This window comes from Sphingopyxis sp. CR5 (genome assembly GCF_059693785.1).
Genome location: NZ_JCATIE010000004.1, coordinates 24,911 through 39,986 on the forward strand (window position 1 = coordinate 24,911; position 15,076 = coordinate 39,986).

Consider the following 15,076-nt stretch of genomic DNA (forward strand, 5'->3'; position numbering starts at 1 on the left):
ATCGAATAATCGGTGGCTCTCGGATACATAAAGGACTGTCGCAGCCTCTACAACATCCTATAAGTTCACGACTTATCGAAATTTATCGCAAGTTCGCGAATCAACGGGTGGGGACTGAAATGGCCTTGCCAAGGTTGGGGTCGAGGGTTCGAATCCCTTCGCCCGCTCCAGTCACTCTCTTTCGACGACAACGCGCTGATCGATCAGCTCCGCCGCGCCATAAGCGGTCAGGAAACTCACGTCGGCGGCATCGCGGCCCACGCCGATGACCGCCATCTCGCTTGCCTGCGCCATTCCGGTCGGATCGACCAGATGCCAGCCGCCCTCCAGATAAACCTCGGCGACGGCATGGAAATCCTGCGGTTCGACATCGGGCGCGTAGACACTGGCGATCCGCGCGGGCATTTCAGCCGCACGGGCGAGTGCGATCAGGACATGGGCATAGTCGCGGCAGACGCCGCAACGAAGCGCAAAGCTGTCGAGCGCGGTGGTGTCGGCATCGCTGGTCCCCGCGACATAAGCGAAGCTTTCCTCGATCCAGGCCGCCATCGCCGCGACCTTCGCGCCGCCCGCCAGCTCTCCGAACCGTCCCTTCACAAAGGCATCGAACTTGTTCGACGGGCAATAGCGCGATTCGTTGAGATAAGGGATCGCGTCCGCCGGAAGCTGCCAGAGCGGCACGGCCGCCCTTGCGCGATAGTCGGGGCGCGACGGTTCGATCGCGACCGTCGCGGCATATTGCAGCGTCAGCCGCGCTTCGGGTCGCAGCCAGATCCGTTCGCCGACCCGCTCGGGCGCGGCCACACGGGCGAGGACGGCGAGCCCGCCGGTATCGAGTCGCGATTCGGCGACGCGCTGGCCCGGCAGGCGTGCCGCCTCGACCTGAATCATCAGATCGGTCGGCTCGGGAAGGCGATAGTCGAGGAAGACGGAGATCCGCATCGTCATATCTTCACTACGCACAAATGTCCGCACGGTGGCGCGGAGAAAGGAAAAAATTGGCCCGAAGAAAAAATCTTGCCGCTGGCCGGACACGGCGCTCTAAGGCGCGGCGGGACGCATCGCGCGCCCTCGCAAGCGAACAGGGCCCATCATGACCGCATCGCGCACCCTGCCCTTCATTATCGCGACGATCTTTATCGACGCGATCGGCTTCGGCATCATCATGCCGGTCCTGCCCCAACTCGTGATGGAGGTCGGGCGCATAGACCTTCCCCGCGCGATCGAGATCGGCGCATGGATCGGGCTGGTCATGGCGGTCGCGACATTTCTCGCGTCGCCGCTGCTCGGCAACCTGTCCGACGCCGTCGGGCGTCGGCGCGTACTGCTCCTCTCGCTCGCCGGGCTCACCGCCGACTATGCCCTGCTCGCGATCGTCGGTACGCTGCCCTGGCTTTTCCTGGCGCGCGCGCTGTCGGGCGTTTTCGGCGGCAGTTTCGCGGCCGCGCAGGCGGCGATCGCCGACGTGACACGCCCCGAGGAGCGGGCGCGCAACTTCGGCTTCGTCGGTGCGGCCTTTGGCGTCGGCTTCGTGGTCGGCCCGGCCGTCGGCGGCTTTCTGGGAGAAATCGGGCCGCGCGCGCCCTTCGTCGCCGCGGCGTTGCTGGCGGCGACGAATATGGTCTACGGCGCCTGCATCTTCCCCGAAACCTTGCCGCGGGAGCGCCGCCGCGCCTTCGACTGGCGGCGCGCAAATCCGCTCGGCGCGTGGACGACGATGCGCGCCCTGCCGGGAATGGGCGGGGTCGCCGGTGTGCTTGTCCTCTGGCAGATCGCGAGCCTCGTCTATCCGATGACGTGGAGCTTTTACTGCATCGCGCAACTCGGATGGTCGCCGGCAATGATCGGCGCGAGCCTTGCTTTCGTCGGCGTGGCGATCGCTCTGGGGCAGACCTTCGTCGTCGGCCCGATGGTGGCGCGATTCGGCGAACGCGACGCGGCGACGATCGGGCTGGCGGTTGCGGTTTCGGTGTTCGTCGGCTTCGCCTTTGTGACGACGACGTGGGGCGCCTTCCTGTTGCTGGTCCCCGTCGCGTTCCAATCGCCCGTCCAGCCGTCGCTGATGGCAATGATGTCGCGCCGCGCCGACGCCGATAGCCAGGGCGAGGTGCAGGGGATCACCGCGATGACGATGGGGTTGGGACAGATCGCCGCACCGGCGCTGCTTACCGGCACGATGGCCTGGTTCACCGGCGCGGGTGCACCGGTGCATTTCCCCGGCGCCGCCTTCCTGGTCGCCGCGCTGTTCGGGCTGCTCGCGATCGGATTCCTGCGCCGGTTGCCACGCGCCGCTCCCGCGAACGACGGGGACGGTCCCGATCAGATGCCGCCGTCGGTCACCGCGTAGCCGGCCGCCTGCAGCCCGGCCGTCACGGCAGCAACACACGCCGCCACCGCGGCCGGGTCGGTCGAGCGGATCACGAAATTGGCGCCGGTGCGCCCCTCGCGGAAAAAGGGGTAGCTGCCGATCGCGACCCCGACATGATCCCTCTCCCCCTGCCGCAGCAGTTCGGCGACTTCGCTTTCGGGAGCCCAGGCACCGATGGTATGGGCAACGAGCGGCGCCCCTCCTTCAAGCTCGCCGGTCAACGCGTCGAGCATGCCGGCGGTGATGTGCGGCACCCCTGCCATCAGGAACAGATTGCCGAGCCGGATGCCCGGTGCACCCGACATACGGTTCGGAATCAGGTCGGCGCCATCGGGCACGCGGGCCATGCGCAGCCGCGCCTCGGTCAATTCGCTACCGCGCGCGCTGTAATAGCGTTCGAGGATCGCGCGCGCTTGCGGATGGATCACCACGCCGACGCCGAGCGCGCTGGCCACCGCATCGACGGTGATGTCATCATGCGTGGGGCCGATGCCGCCGGTCGTGAACAGATAATCGTAGCGCGTACGAAGCGCGTTCAGCGCATCGACGATCTCCTGCTCTATGTCGGGAACGATCCGCACCTCGCGCAGCCGGATGCCCTGCACGTCGAGCCAGGTCGCAATTTGCGCGACATTCTTGTCCTGCGTACGGCCCGAGAGAATCTCGTCGCCGATCACCAGCACGGCGGCGGTCCAGATGCGTTCGTCGCTCATCCCTTTGCCTTACCCCGCTATGGTGACAAAACAAGTCCGCTGGCGCGCAAAGATTGTTCCTGATATGTTCCATAAATCGCGATTCGCAACCCAGGGAGACGGACGATGGCCGACACGTTGATTTTCTATACCAACCCCATGTCGCGCGGACAGATCGTCCGCTGGATGCTCGAGGAAGTCGGGGCGCCCTATGAACCGCGCATCCTCGATTACGGAACGACGATGAAGGAGCCCGCCTACCTGGCGATCAACCCGATGGGCAAGGTTCCCGCGATCGTCCACAACGGCACGGTTGTCACCGAATGCGCGGCGATCTGCGCCTACCTTGCCGACGCCTTTCCCGACGCGAAGCTCGCGCCCTCCACGACGGACCGCGCCGATTATTATCGCTGGCTCTTCTTTACCGCGGGGCCCGTCGAGCAGGCGATCACCGCAAAGCATTTCGGCGTCGAACCCGACGCCGATCAACAGCGTATGGCGGGGTTCGGCTCGCTCGCCGCTGCGCTCGACACGCTCGAAAGCGCGGTTGCGGGCAAGGCCTTCGTCGCGGGGGATCGCTTCAGTGCCGCCGATGTCTATGTCGGCAGTCAGATCGACTGGGGACTGCAGTTCGGCACAATCGCGCCGCGCCCGGCGTTCAACGCCTATGTCGAGCCGCTGCGCGAGCGCGCCGCCTATAAAAGGGCGAAGGAAATCGACAATGGCCTGATGGCCGCGATGCAGGCCGCGACCTGACCGGCAGGTCGCGGCGACCGATCCTCCGTCGCGCCGCGCCAGGGAGGGATTCATAGCGGCTACCGATCTCCGGCGGTCGTCGTCCGCCATATAAAAAGCCCGGCGAATCGCTTCGCCGGGCTCTCCGAATGCGGATTGTTCCTCGCCTCAGTTTCGGGCGCTGCCCATCAGGCGAAGCAGGAACATGAACATGTTGATGAAGTCGAGATAGAGGTTCAGCGCCCCCATCACGACCGACTTGCCCACGAAATCGGTTCCGCGGACATGGAAGTACATGCTCTTGATCTTCTGCGTGTCATAAGCGGTGAGACCCGCGAACACGAGCACGCCGATCACGCTGATCGCGAGGCTGAGCGCGCTGGACTGCACGAACATGTTGATGACCATCGCGACCAGAATGCCGACCACGCCCATGATCAGGAAGGTGCCAAGACCCGACAGATCCTTTTTGGTCGTGTAGCCATAGAGGCTGAGACCAAGGAAGGCCGCGGCGGTCGCGAAGAAGGTCGTTGCGATCGAGGTTCCCGTATAGACGAAAAAGATCGACGCCATCGACAGGCCCATGACGACCGAAAAGGCCCAGAACAGGCCTTGTGCCGCCGCGGTGGACAGGCGGTTGATGCCGAAGCTGAGCACCATCACAAAGGCCAGCGGGGCCAGCATGATCACCCATTTGGCGATTCCCGGACCGAACAGCAGCGCCGGCGCGCCCGCCCAGTTCGAAAAGAGCAGCGCAACGATACCGGTCAGCAGCACGCCCGACGCCATATAATTATAGACCGACAGCATGTACGACCGCAGGCCGGCATCGACGGCCCCGTCCGCCGTCGGGGCGGCTCCGAAACCGGACGCCGCCATATTGGGGTCGTTCCAATTAGCCATTTCAAATCTCCATCACCGGCCAGAACATACCGGCCGTAAAGACAATATCGGTGTTTTGCCGGCCGCTTTCAAGCGAAACCGGACGGCGGCGTACAGCGGACTGGAATCGCGCGGCCGCATCCCTATGCTGGCGTCGCCATGTCCACGCACCGCCTGTTCGTCGCCCTGCGGCCGCCACGCGCGGTGCGCGCCCAATTGACCGCGATCATGCACGGCATCGCGGCGGCGCGCTGGCAGAGCGACGAACAGCTCCATCTGACGCTGCGCTTCATCGGCGAGGTCGACCGCCACAGCGCCGAAGATATCGCGGCGGCGCTCGGCACGCTGCACGGCCGCGCGATCACGGCGCGGATCGCCGGAATCGGGGCATTCGAGCGGAAGGGGCGGCCGCACATGGTGTGGGCGGGGGTCGAGCCCGCCGAACCGGTCGCGGCGCTGCACCGCAAGGTGGGCCAGTGCCTGGCGCGCGTCGGCATCGCGCCCGAAACGCGGACCTTCGTTCCGCATATAACCCTCGCAAGGCTGAACCGCGCATCCGGCCCGGTTGCGCCCTTTCTGGCGCTGAACGGCGATCTGTCCGGCGCGCCTTTCACGTTCGATCACGTCATATTGTACGAGAGCGAGCTCGCGCATGGCGGATCACGCTATCATCCCGTCGCGCGTTATTCGCTGACGCCATATTCGGACAGCAAGGCCGCGGCGACCGCGCTGACGTCGTCCCATGTTGCCGCGAAACCCTTGTCGTCGCCATAATAGGGGTCGGTCACGCTCTCCCCCGCGCGCCCGGGGACGAGGTCGAGCATCAACAGCAGCCGCGCGGTCGCATCGGCGGGAGCGATCGCGCGCGCGTCGCGCAAATTGGCGTCGTCAGCGGCGAGGATCAGGTCGAAGCGCCGGAAATCCTCGGCCGTCAGTTGGCGCGCGCGCAGGCCACCGATGTCTACCCCGCGCCGCTGCGCCTCTGCCTGGGCGCGGACGTCGGGCGGGTGGCCGACATGCCAGTCGCCGGTTCCTGCCGAATCGAGCGTCGCCGCGAGCCCCCCACGCTCGAAAGCGGCGCGTGCCGCACCTTCGGCGAGCGGCGAGCGACAAATATTGCCGAGGCACAGGAAAAGAATGGCGGGCCCGCGCGCCGTAGCGGCATCGGGGATCGGAAAATCGTCGGTCAAAAGTTGAATCCTCTTTCAACTTGCGCAGGCGCCGCGCTCTGCTAGCCAAGGGGCAACAGCGATAACGGGTCAGGGAGAGGCTTGCCAATGGCCGATAGCGAAACTGCAGCAATGCCGGTGCCGGAGAGCGGCGCGGATCCGGTCGCCGCGACGCGGGCCACGCCCTATGCCTGGTATGCGCTCGGCATCCTCTTTCTTGTCTATGTCCTCAATTTCATCGATCGGCAGATCATCACGATCCTTGCCCCCGATCTGAAGCGCGATCTGGGGCTCAACGACGCCGATATCGGCTTTCTGTACGGCACCGCCTTTGCGGTCTTCTATGCCCTGTTCGGAGTGCCGCTGGGCCGGCTCGCCGACGCGTGGCACCGCGTCCGCTTACTGACCGTCGGCCTGTCGGTCTGGTCGGCGATGACGGCGCTTTCGGGCCTTGCGACCGGAAAGCTGCAACTGTCGGCGGCACGGATGGGGGTCGGCGTCGGCGAGGCGACCGCGGGGCCCGCCGCCTATTCGCTGATTTCGGACCTGTTCCCGAAGAACATGCGTGCGACGGCTCTCGCGATCTATTCGGCAGGCCTCTATTTCGGCGGGGGCATTTCGCTGATGATCGGAGGCTTCATTGTCGAAGGCTGGAACCGCGCCTATCCAGACGGCGGTCCGCTCGGGCTCGTCGGCTGGCAGGCGGCTTTCATGGCGGTCGGCATCCCCGGCCTGTTGCTCGCGGCGTGGGTCGCGACGCTGAGAGAGCCGGTGCGCGGGCTGGTCGACGGCGTGCCGACCGAGCCATCGCCGACACCCTTCAAGGGCTTTTTCGAAGAACTCTATGCGATCATCCCGCCCTTCACCCTGCTCGCCGCCCTGTCGCGCGGCGGCCGGGCGCTGGCGATCAATGCCGGGGCTGCGGTCCTGCTGACGCTGGGCGCTCTGGCGATGATCGGCGTCACCGGCGCGACGCTGCAATGGGCATGTATCGCGTTCGGCTATTATGCGGGCTTCTCGTGGGCGACGTCCCTCCGAAGCCGCGACGCGCCGACCTTTCACCTGATCTGGGGGTCGAGGGCCTTCATCACGACGATCCTCGGCTATGGCACCGTCGCCTTCATGTCCTATGCGTCGAGCGCCTTCGCCCCCGTCTACGCGCTCGAAGTGCTGGGCGAGGACGCCGCGACCGTGGGCTTCTGGGTCGGCGGCATGGGCGCGCTCGCAGGCTTCCTCGGCGTCATCCTCGGCGGGCGCATGTCCGACTGGCTGCGCCAGCGCAACGAGGCGGGACGCCTGCTGGTCGTCGCGTTCGGGCTGCTCGCGCCGATCGCGCCGATCGTCGTGGCCTTTACGACACGATCCGAACCGGGAAGCGCCGACTTCATCCGCTTCACCGCCTTCGCCTCGCTCGCCGGCCTGCTCGCATCGAGTGCGCTTGGCGCCGCGGCCGCGACGACACAGGATCTGGTCCTGCCGCGAATGCGCGGTACCGCGACCGCGACCTTCTTCCTCTCGACGACGCTGGTCGGTCTTGCGCTTGGCCCCTATATGGCGGGGCAGGTGTCGGCGATGACGCAAAGCCTGTCGACCGGCGTGCTGTCGACGCTGGCCATCGTCCCGTTCGGGCTGGCGATGCTGTGGATCGCCTATCGCAGCGTGCCCGCTGCGGCGGCCCATGTCGTCGACCGGGCGCGCACCGCTGGCGAGACGATCTGACGGCGGCTTCCGACGCGTTATTCGGCGACCGGGGCGGCGAACACACCGCACGCGACACGGCCACCGCTGTTGCCGCTGGGGTCGGTGCGCATGTCGTCGGGTCCGGCGTGAATCACAAAGGCCGCGCCGTCGGCGTCGAGAATGCCGTTCGCGCCTGATAGCGGCGTGCCGACGAGCTGGATCGACGCATGGCCGATCATCCCCTCTTCGACGACGAGATTGGGCAGATCGCCGTGATGCGCACCCATCGGATTGTCGCGGCCGTGCTGGGCGCCGGTCGGATTCCAGTGCCCGCCCGCGCTGGTGAAATCGGGCGGCGTGCACTGGCCCGTGGTATGGATGTGCATGCCATAGGTGCCGGGGGCGAAACCACGCGCGACCACCTCGACGCGCAGCCCCGTTCCGTCCTTGAAGATATCGACCCGCCCCCGGTCGGCGCCGGCGGCGTCGTGCAGCTGGGCCGTCGCATCCGCAACGGGCAAGGTCGTGGGCGTCGTCCCGCCCAGGGTCGAGCAACCGGCGAGCGCGAGCGCGCCTACGGCAGTCCAGGCGAGCGAGGTAGTCCGAAGCGTTGCGATCGTCATAGTCTGCCCTCCTGTTGCGTAACGAACCCGGCCGCGCGCAGCCGCACGAACGATCGGGACATGATGGCCTGCTTTGCGCCGCGTTCCAAGATTTAAGTCGGGACCCGGCGCCGGCCTTCATGCCCCATGAAAAAGGGGCCGCGAATCGCTTCGCGGCCCCCGTTCGTCCTGTTTCCAGATCAGCGATCAGAAAACGCGGGCATATTGCTCGTTGCCGACGAAACCAAGCTTGCCGACGCCGCTGCGCTTGATCACCGCCATGACATTGTCGACGACGAAATAGCGCGCGAGCGGGTCGGGCTGCACCTGCAGCTCGGGCTCGACCGGCAGCGCCTTGGTCTGCTCGAGATATTGCGCGAGCTGCGCCAGGTCGACCGCCGAGCCGTTCCAGGTGATCGTCCCGTTCGCCAGGATCATCACCTTGTTCTTTTCCGGATCGACATTGTTCTTTGCGTCGTTCGGAACCGGCAGGTCGATCTTCACCGCGTGGGTCTGGACCGGGATGGTGATGATGAACATGATGAGGAGCACGAGCATGACGTCGATCAGCGGCGTCGTGTTCATTTCCATCATCGGTTCATTATCGTCCCGATCGCCAACTGCCATGGCCATAGGATTATTCCTTCATTCCTAAGCGGACCGACGCCTTAGAGGCGGCCCAGCGTACCCGAACCAGGCGCGGGTTCGGAAATGAACCCGATCTTCTGGAAACCGGCATATTGCATCGTATAGATCACCCCGCCGATGCACTGGTACGGCGTGTTGATGTCGCCGCGGATGTGCACTTCGGGGAAGTTCTCTTCGGTGATATTCTGCGGGCCGCCGATATCCTCGAGCAGCTTTTCCAGCTTGTTCTGCCCCATTTCGAGCAGCTGGCGCGAATCGACCGGAGTCTGGCCCCAGAAAACCTCGCACGCGGTGCTTTCGGGGTTCGGCTGGCCATCGCCGTCGGTGTCGGCGGACCGGACCGAGATGTTCACATTCTCGGGCTTGGTGGTCGTCGGTTCGAAGACCACGTCGGGCAGCTTGAGGTTCACCGTCTCCAACACCACGGGCACCGTGATGAGGAAGATGATGAGCAACACCAGCATAATATCCACGAGCGGCGTCGTGTTGATGTCCGACATCGGGGCATCTTCGCCCTTGTTGCCTGCACTCATCGCCATAGGATTAGCATCCTGTCACAAAATTTCTGTCATGGCCCATGACCGCCGCATCGCGGCGCCCATGTCCGCGGACCCCGCCCGTCCGCGATCCGGACAGGGCGGGAACCCGGAAAATCAGGCCTTCTTCGGCGCAGCAGCCGGAGCAGCCTTGGCCGGAGCGGCCGAAAGCATGGCGGGCTTCACCTGACCGCCCGACATGATCGAACCGAGAACGTCGTTCGAGAAGGTCGACAGACGGCGGGCGATCGCCTTGTTGCGGCTCTGAAGCCAGTTGAACGCGAGCACCGCGGGAACCGCCACGATCAGACCGATGGCGGTCATGATGAGCGCTTCACCGACCGGACCGGCAACGGTGTCGATCGAGGCCTGGCCCGATGCACCGATCTTCACGAGGGCGCGAAGAATACCGATAACGGTACCGAACAGACCCACGAACGGAGCGGTCGAACCGACCGTCGCGAGGAACGCGAGGCCACCGTTCAGCTTCGAGTTGATGTGGTTCTGCGAACGCTCGAGCGTGCCATGCATCCAGTCGTGCGCTTCGACGGGATCGGTGAGCTTGTTATGCTCTTCGTTCGCACGCAGACCGTCTTCGACAACCTGACGATAGGCGCTGTTCTTTTCCAGCTTCGCCGCACCGTCGGCGAGCGTGGGCGCGCGCCAGAAATTGGCGTCGACGGCCTTGCCCTGGCCGATGACCTTGTTCTGCTCGAACAATTTGGTGAACAGGATGTAGAGCGTGCCGATGAACATGACCAGCAGCACCAGGAAGGTGACCTGCGACACGATACCGCCCTCGCACAGCGCCGGAACGAGACCATAGGGGTTCTCGCCTTCGCTCTTCACGCACATCGATGCGGGCATGAGGGTCATGCCGACATCGTGGCCACCCGCCGCAGCAGCGGCATTTGCGATCAGATTAAACATATTGGAAATTCCCTCTCAAAATAATCGTAAGATCAAAAACCGTGAATGTGGGAACCGCGGGTTCCGGGCCGATTACTTCGGAATCTGCCAGCGGATGCGGTTACTGTAGCTGCCCGTCGTCGGATTGCCCGCCTTGTCCTTTGCCGGCGCGAACCGGGCGCGGCGCGTGATCAGCTTGCAAGTCTCCGCATCCAGATCGGAGTGCCCGCTCGACGAGGTAATGTCGCACGAGGTAACGCGGCCATCGGTACCGACGGTGACGCGGAAACCGGTCGTGCCTTCACGCTCTTCGCGCATCGCGCGCGCCGGATAGTCGTCGTTGGTCGCCCAACGCCCCGGGTTGCCCTTCGGCGAAGCACCGGCGCTGAGATCGGGGGCCGGCGGCGCGGGGGGCGCAGGCGGCACATAGATCGGCGGCGGCGGCGCCGGCGGAGCCTTCGGCACCGACTGAACCGTGTTCGTCGTAACCGGCGGCGGAATCGGCGACGGCGGCGTCACGACCGGCGGCGGCGGCGGAAGCTTGTTGTCCGGCGGCGGCGGCGGCGGGGGCTCCTCCGGCGGCGGCGGCTCTTCAACGTCCACCACGTCCAGTTTTTCGGCAATTTTCTTGACGATACTGATGTTCAGACCGTTCACCAGGCCATAGCCCAGCAAAGCAGTGAACAGACCGACCAAGACAACTGCCACTACCCTATTTTTAGGGTCGACATTATCACCATAAGCCATTCAGGGACGACGCTCCTTGCTAGATCATCCTGACACCAAATCCATGCCGACGGGTTCGGTTGCACATTAGCCCGGATGATTTCCGATGCGTTCCGCGAGACCCGGCGGTCAGCTTCCGGTTGTTATGTTCTTCCGGGCGCTTCGTCGGACGTCCTATCGCGGTGGCGACGAGTTCGCAAACCCTTTATCAGCGGTTAATGTGCGGTACCCCATGATGGACCCGAACCGCCGGAACGAGCCCCGCAAGCGACAGAAAGAGACATGATGATGCGAGTCCTCCTCCCCGCCGCCGCCCTCGGCCTTAGCCTTCTAAGCGTTGGAATCCCGAGCGTTTCGGCAATGCAGGCCGACACCACCGCCAAGTCCGGCGGGCAAAATCCCTATAGCTATGCGGACCTCGCGGACCTCGCCGTCGCGTCTCCGATCGTGGTGCGCGCGCAAATAAGGGACAGTGCGATGGTCAAGCCCGAACGGGCGCCGGGGCTCGCAGAGGGTCACAGCCGCTTCTATGTCGAGGCCGAGATCGTCAGCCTGATTCGCGGCTCCGGCCCGCTTGCGAAGCGCATATCCTACCTCGTCGATTTGCCGCTCGATGCGCGCGGAAAGCCGGCAAAGCTCAAGAAGAAACAGCCCGTCCTGCTCTTTGCCCGTCCCGTCGCAGCGGGGGCGGCGGGATCGTCGAGCACCAGCGCCATCCGCCTGGTTGCTCCCGATGCCCAACTCGCCTGGGATCCGGCGATCGAAGCAGAGCTTCGCGCGATCCTCACCGAACTGGTCAAGCCGGGCGCACCGCCGAAAATCACCGGAATTGCCAATGGCTTCCACGTCTCCGGGACCTTGCCCGGCGAGGGAGAGACCCAGCTTTTCCTCGATACCGCGAACGGCGATCCCGTATCGCTGACGATTACGACCAGCGCCAACGGATCGCGCCGCTGGTCGGCCGCTTTCGGCGAGATCGTCGAAGGCGCGGGCGTCCCCGAGCGCGACACGCTCGCATGGTATCGCCTCGCCTGCGGGCTACCGAAAACCCTCCCGCTTTCAAAGCTGGCCGGCACCCCCGCCGAGGATCGGCGCAAGGCGGCGTCGGACTATGCGGTCGTGCTCGGCGCCCTGGGCGAATGCACCCGGACCCGGACCCCGCCGCCGGCCGGTTGACCGGGCCGGAGATGTCGTCGGGCTATACCGTGTGAAAGCATAAATATAGGCGGGTGCAGGCTTGTTTCGCCGCGAAAAGCCGATAGGGGCGCTCGGGACCGGGAATCGCCCCCTTTCTGCCCACCACCGACGGAGAGCCGCCATGTCGCCCCAGCCCGCCCCCACCGCCGCTCGCGCCCCGCTGCGTGTCGCGCTTGCCGGAATCGGCGTCGTCGGGGGCGGTGTCGTCCGCCTGCTCGAAGCGAACCGCGACCTGATCGCACGGCGCGCGGGGCGACCGGTCGAGATCGTCGCCATCTCGGCGCGCGACCGGCAGAAGGATCGCGGCCTCGACCTTTCGGCCTATCGCTGGGAAGACGACATGGGGGCGCTGGTGGCGGCCGACGATATCGACGTCGTCGTCGAAATGGTCGGCGGGGCGGACGGCCCCGCGCTGACCCTGGCACGCCAAACGCTGTCCGCGGGCAAGGCCCTCGTCACCGCGAACAAGGCGATGATTGCGCACCACGGCCTCGACCTCGCGCGCCTTGCCGAACAGGCGGACACGCCGCTCAAATACGAGGCCGCGGTCGCGGGCGGCATCCCGGTCATCAAGGCGATCCGCGAAGGGGCGTCGGCGAACCAGATCGCACGCGTCTATGGCATCCTCAACGGGACGTGCAATTACATCCTCACCCTGATGGAGCGCGATGGCGCCAGCTTCGACGACGCACTCGCCGCCGCGCAGGCCGAAGGCTATGCCGAAGCCGATCCGACCTTCGACATCGAGGGCATCGACGCGGCGCACAAGCTTTCGATCCTCGCCGCGCTATGTTTCGGCGCGCGGCTCGATATCGATGCGGTCGCCGCGGCGGGCATCCGGCATGTCACCGCCGCCGACATCCGCGAGGCCGAAGCACTCGGCCACCGCGTCCGCCTGATCGGCATGGCCGAACGCGACGACGGCGCGAACGGCGGGGGGCTCTATCAGAACGTCCAGCCCTGCCTTGTGCCTTCCGATCATCCGCTCGCCTATGTTCCCGGCGCGCTCAACGCGGTGGTTGCCGAAGGCAATTTCGTCGGGCGCCTCTTTTTCGAGGGCGCCGGGGCGGGGGCGGGGCCTACGGCGTCGGCCATCGTGGCGGACATAATCGACATAGCGCGGGATGAATATGGCCCCGCCTTCGCGATGCCCGTCGATGCGCTCGACCAGGCGCCGCCCGCCGATGCCGGCGCGCGCGTCGGCAAACATTATGTCCGCCTGATCGTCGAGGACCGCATCGGCGTGCTCGCCGAAATCGCGACGGCGATGCGCGATGCGGGCGTATCGATCGAGAGCTTCATCCAGCGCGGCGACGAAGAGGGCGGCGGCGTGGTGATCGCGCTCGTCACCCACGAAGGGCCCGCGCGCGCGATCCACGCGGCGCTGGCGACGCTGCGCGCCTCGCAGCATCTGGTCGGCGAACCGATGCACATGCCGATCCTGGCGCTTTAGGGCGTATCGCCGCCAGGCTGGTCTTCACCGTCAGGCGCGGTGCGCTCCTTAACCAGCTCATAGAGGGGGTTGATTTCGGGACCGGGCGGATAGCGCCCACCGATCGACATCCAGTTATAGGGCAACCGGTCGAGGCTCATCGCCTTGGCCTCGGCGCGCGGCAGCGGCGCTTCGGCTTTTTGCCCCACCCCCGCGATCGCGCGCTGTTCCGGCGTCAGTCGATAGCGGCCGGTGTCGCTGCCGCACACGGTGATCGAACCATCGTCGGCGGGCTTGCACCGCTTGATCGGGTCGACCAGCTCGCGCGTCCGCGCGATCGCCTCTCCGGCCGTGTCGACCGGCCCCTGGACCGCCTGCCCGATCGCGGCGGGCGCCGTCATGCCGGCGGCGCACGCAAGCACCGCCACCGCCCCGAATCGGACGAAGCCTTCTCGACAAGCGGCGCGCGCGACCATATGGGCCACCATGCCGACCGGGCGGCACAAGTAAAGACGGAGAGTGGAATGACGAAGAGCGGCAGCAACCTCGACCGGGTACTCGTGCTGGAAATGGTGCGTGTTACCGAAGCCGCGGCGATCGCTGCCGCGAAGCTGATCGGCCGGGGCGACGAAAAGGCCGCCGATGCCGCCGCCGTCGAGGCGATGCGCAATGCGTTCAACACTCTCTACATGGATGGCACCATCGTCATCGGCGAAGGCGAGCGCGACGAGGCGCCGATGCTCTATATCGGGGAAAAGGTCGGCGATGCGCCCGGCAAGGGTCCGAAGATCGACATCGCGGTCGACCCGCTCGAAGGCACGACGATCACCGCCAAGGCCGGCCCCAACGCGCTCGCGGTACTCGCGATCGCCGAGGAGGGCTGCCTACTCAACGCCCCCGACGTCTATATGGACAAGCTGGCGGTCGGCCCCGGCTATTCGCCCGATATCGTCGATTTCGACAAGAGCGTCCGCGAAAATGTCGAAGCGGTTGCGCGCGAAAAGGGCTGCGCGGCGAGCGACATCATCGTCTGCGTCCTCGATCGCCCGCGCCACGAGGCCGTCATCGCCGAGCTGCGCGAAATCGGATGCGGCGTCGCGCTGATCCCCGACGGCGACGTCGCCGGCGTGATCGCGACGACCAACCCCGAAACCAACATCGACATCTATATGGGGTCGGGCGGCGCCCCCGAAGGCGTGCTCGCCGCTGCGGCGCTGCGCTGCGTCGGCGGCCAGTTCAAGGGCCGCCTGCTGTTCCGCAACGACGACGAGCGGCTGCGCGCCAAGAAATGGGGCATCGAGGATCTCGATCGCGTCTACGACCTTCAGGACCTGGCCAAGGGCGATGTGATCTTCGCCGCGACCGGGGTCACCGACGGGTCGCTGTTGCGCGGGGTCAAGCATCGCCGCGGCGGCGTGCTGACCACCGAAAGCGTGGTGATGCGCGCGTCCTCCGGCACCGTGCGCTGGGTCAAGGGCGAGCATCGGCTGGGGTAACGGG

At 65.8% G+C, this 15,076-nt stretch carries 17 protein-coding genes; 7 read left to right on the plus strand and 10 right to left on the minus strand.

All coding sequences use genetic code 11. The features are described 5' to 3' along the window. Positions 1–171: 171 nt before the first annotated feature. Complete coding sequence (locus tag AC58D2_RS06890) at positions 172–948, minus strand: transglutaminase-like domain-containing protein (RefSeq protein ID WP_497388632.1); 777 nt, start codon at positions 946–948, stop codon at positions 172–174. Between the two features lie 145 nt (positions 949–1,093). Here AC58D2_RS06890 and AC58D2_RS06895 point away from each other — a divergent pair, with 145 nt between their 5' ends. Further along, complete coding sequence (locus AC58D2_RS06895; RefSeq protein ID WP_497388634.1) at positions 1,094–2,347, plus strand: TCR/Tet family MFS transporter; 1,254 nt, start codon at positions 1,094–1,096, stop codon at positions 2,345–2,347. Here AC58D2_RS06895 and AC58D2_RS06900 read toward each other — a convergent pair. After that, complete coding sequence (locus tag AC58D2_RS06900; protein WP_497388636.1) at positions 2,320–3,081, minus strand: competence/damage-inducible protein A; 762 nt, start codon at positions 3,079–3,081, stop codon at positions 2,320–2,322. The two genes, AC58D2_RS06895 and AC58D2_RS06900, sit on opposite strands and share 28 nt — an antisense overlap. Positions 3,082–3,186: 105 nt before the next feature. Between AC58D2_RS06900 and AC58D2_RS06905 the strand changes: the two genes are divergently transcribed. Continuing rightward, on the plus strand, positions 3,187–3,816 hold the full coding sequence (locus tag AC58D2_RS06905) for a glutathione S-transferase family protein (protein ID WP_497388638.1): 630 nt from the start codon (positions 3,187–3,189) through the stop codon (positions 3,814–3,816). Positions 3,817–3,963: 147 nt separating this feature from the next. On the opposite strand, the gene AC58D2_RS06910 is transcribed toward AC58D2_RS06905, so the two are convergent. Continuing rightward, a complete protein-coding gene (locus AC58D2_RS06910) occupies positions 3,964–4,698 on the minus strand; it encodes a Bax inhibitor-1/YccA family protein (RefSeq protein ID WP_497388640.1) in 735 nt (244 codons plus the stop codon). Between the two features lie 138 nt (positions 4,699–4,836). Here AC58D2_RS06910 and thpR point away from each other — a divergent pair, with 138 nt between their 5' ends. Next, positions 4,837–5,451, plus strand: a complete 615-nt coding sequence (gene thpR / locus AC58D2_RS06915) for an RNA 2',3'-cyclic phosphodiesterase (RefSeq protein ID WP_497388642.1) — start codon at positions 4,837–4,839, stop codon at positions 5,449–5,451. Here the strand turns inward: thpR and AC58D2_RS06920 are convergent. Beyond that, a complete protein-coding gene (locus AC58D2_RS06920) occupies positions 5,361–5,867 on the minus strand; it encodes a low molecular weight protein-tyrosine-phosphatase (RefSeq protein WP_497388644.1) in 507 nt (168 codons plus the stop codon). The genes thpR and AC58D2_RS06920 overlap by 91 nt on opposite strands. Before the next feature lie 87 nt (positions 5,868–5,954). On the opposite strand from AC58D2_RS06920, the gene AC58D2_RS06925 reads away from it, so the two are divergent. Continuing rightward, entirely contained in the window at positions 5,955–7,565 is a 1,611-nt protein-coding gene (locus AC58D2_RS06925; protein WP_497388646.1) for a spinster family MFS transporter, read from the plus strand. Between the two features lie 17 nt (positions 7,566–7,582). On the opposite strand, the gene AC58D2_RS06930 is transcribed toward AC58D2_RS06925, so the two are convergent. The 5 genes from AC58D2_RS06930 to AC58D2_RS06950 form a co-directional block, all read right to left on the minus strand. Further along, positions 7,583–8,149, minus strand: a complete 567-nt coding sequence (locus AC58D2_RS06930) for a superoxide dismutase family protein (protein WP_497388648.1) — start codon at positions 8,147–8,149, stop codon at positions 7,583–7,585. 186 nt (positions 8,150–8,335) lie between these two features. Continuing rightward, the gene (locus AC58D2_RS06935; protein WP_497388650.1) at positions 8,336–8,761 is read right to left on the minus strand and encodes an ExbD/TolR family protein; all 426 of its coding nucleotides are present in this window, start codon (positions 8,759–8,761) and stop codon (positions 8,336–8,338) included. A gap of 35 nt (positions 8,762–8,796) precedes the next feature. Next, positions 8,797–9,315 carry an ExbD/TolR family protein gene (locus tag AC58D2_RS06940; protein ID WP_497388652.1) on the minus strand — a complete coding sequence of 173 codons (519 nt, stop codon included), beginning with the start codon at positions 9,313–9,315 and terminating at the stop codon, positions 8,797–8,799. A gap of 114 nt (positions 9,316–9,429) precedes the next feature. Then, positions 9,430–10,242: a MotA/TolQ/ExbB proton channel family protein gene (locus AC58D2_RS06945; RefSeq protein WP_497388654.1), complete on the minus strand. Its 813-nt coding sequence runs from the start codon at positions 10,240–10,242 to the stop codon at positions 9,430–9,432. Between the two features lie 72 nt (positions 10,243–10,314). Next, the gene (locus tag AC58D2_RS06950; protein ID WP_497388656.1) at positions 10,315–10,968 is read right to left on the minus strand and encodes an energy transducer TonB; all 654 of its coding nucleotides are present in this window, start codon (positions 10,966–10,968) and stop codon (positions 10,315–10,317) included. Between the two features lie 339 nt (positions 10,969–11,307). On the opposite strand from AC58D2_RS06950, the gene AC58D2_RS06955 reads away from it, so the two are divergent. Both AC58D2_RS06955 and AC58D2_RS06960 read left to right on the plus strand, forming a co-directional pair. Next, positions 11,308–12,123 (plus strand): hypothetical protein, encoded by an 816-nt coding sequence (locus AC58D2_RS06955; protein ID WP_497388658.1) that lies wholly within the window; start codon positions 11,308–11,310, stop codon positions 12,121–12,123. A 142-nt stretch (positions 12,124–12,265) separates the two neighbouring features. Continuing rightward, positions 12,266–13,597, plus strand: coding sequence for a homoserine dehydrogenase (locus tag AC58D2_RS06960; protein WP_497388660.1), 1,332 nt, complete (start codon positions 12,266–12,268; stop codon positions 13,595–13,597). Here the strand turns inward: AC58D2_RS06960 and AC58D2_RS06965 are convergent. Next, positions 13,594–13,977 carry a hypothetical protein gene (locus tag AC58D2_RS06965; protein ID WP_497388662.1) on the minus strand — a complete coding sequence of 128 codons (384 nt, stop codon included), beginning with the start codon at positions 13,975–13,977 and terminating at the stop codon, positions 13,594–13,596. The genes AC58D2_RS06960 and AC58D2_RS06965 overlap by 4 nt on opposite strands. Before the next feature lie 123 nt (positions 13,978–14,100). Between AC58D2_RS06965 and glpX the strand changes: the two genes are divergently transcribed. Then, a complete protein-coding gene (gene glpX / locus AC58D2_RS06970) occupies positions 14,101–15,072 on the plus strand; it encodes a class II fructose-bisphosphatase (RefSeq protein WP_497388664.1) in 972 nt (323 codons plus the stop codon). Positions 15,073–15,076: the final 4 nt, after the last annotated feature.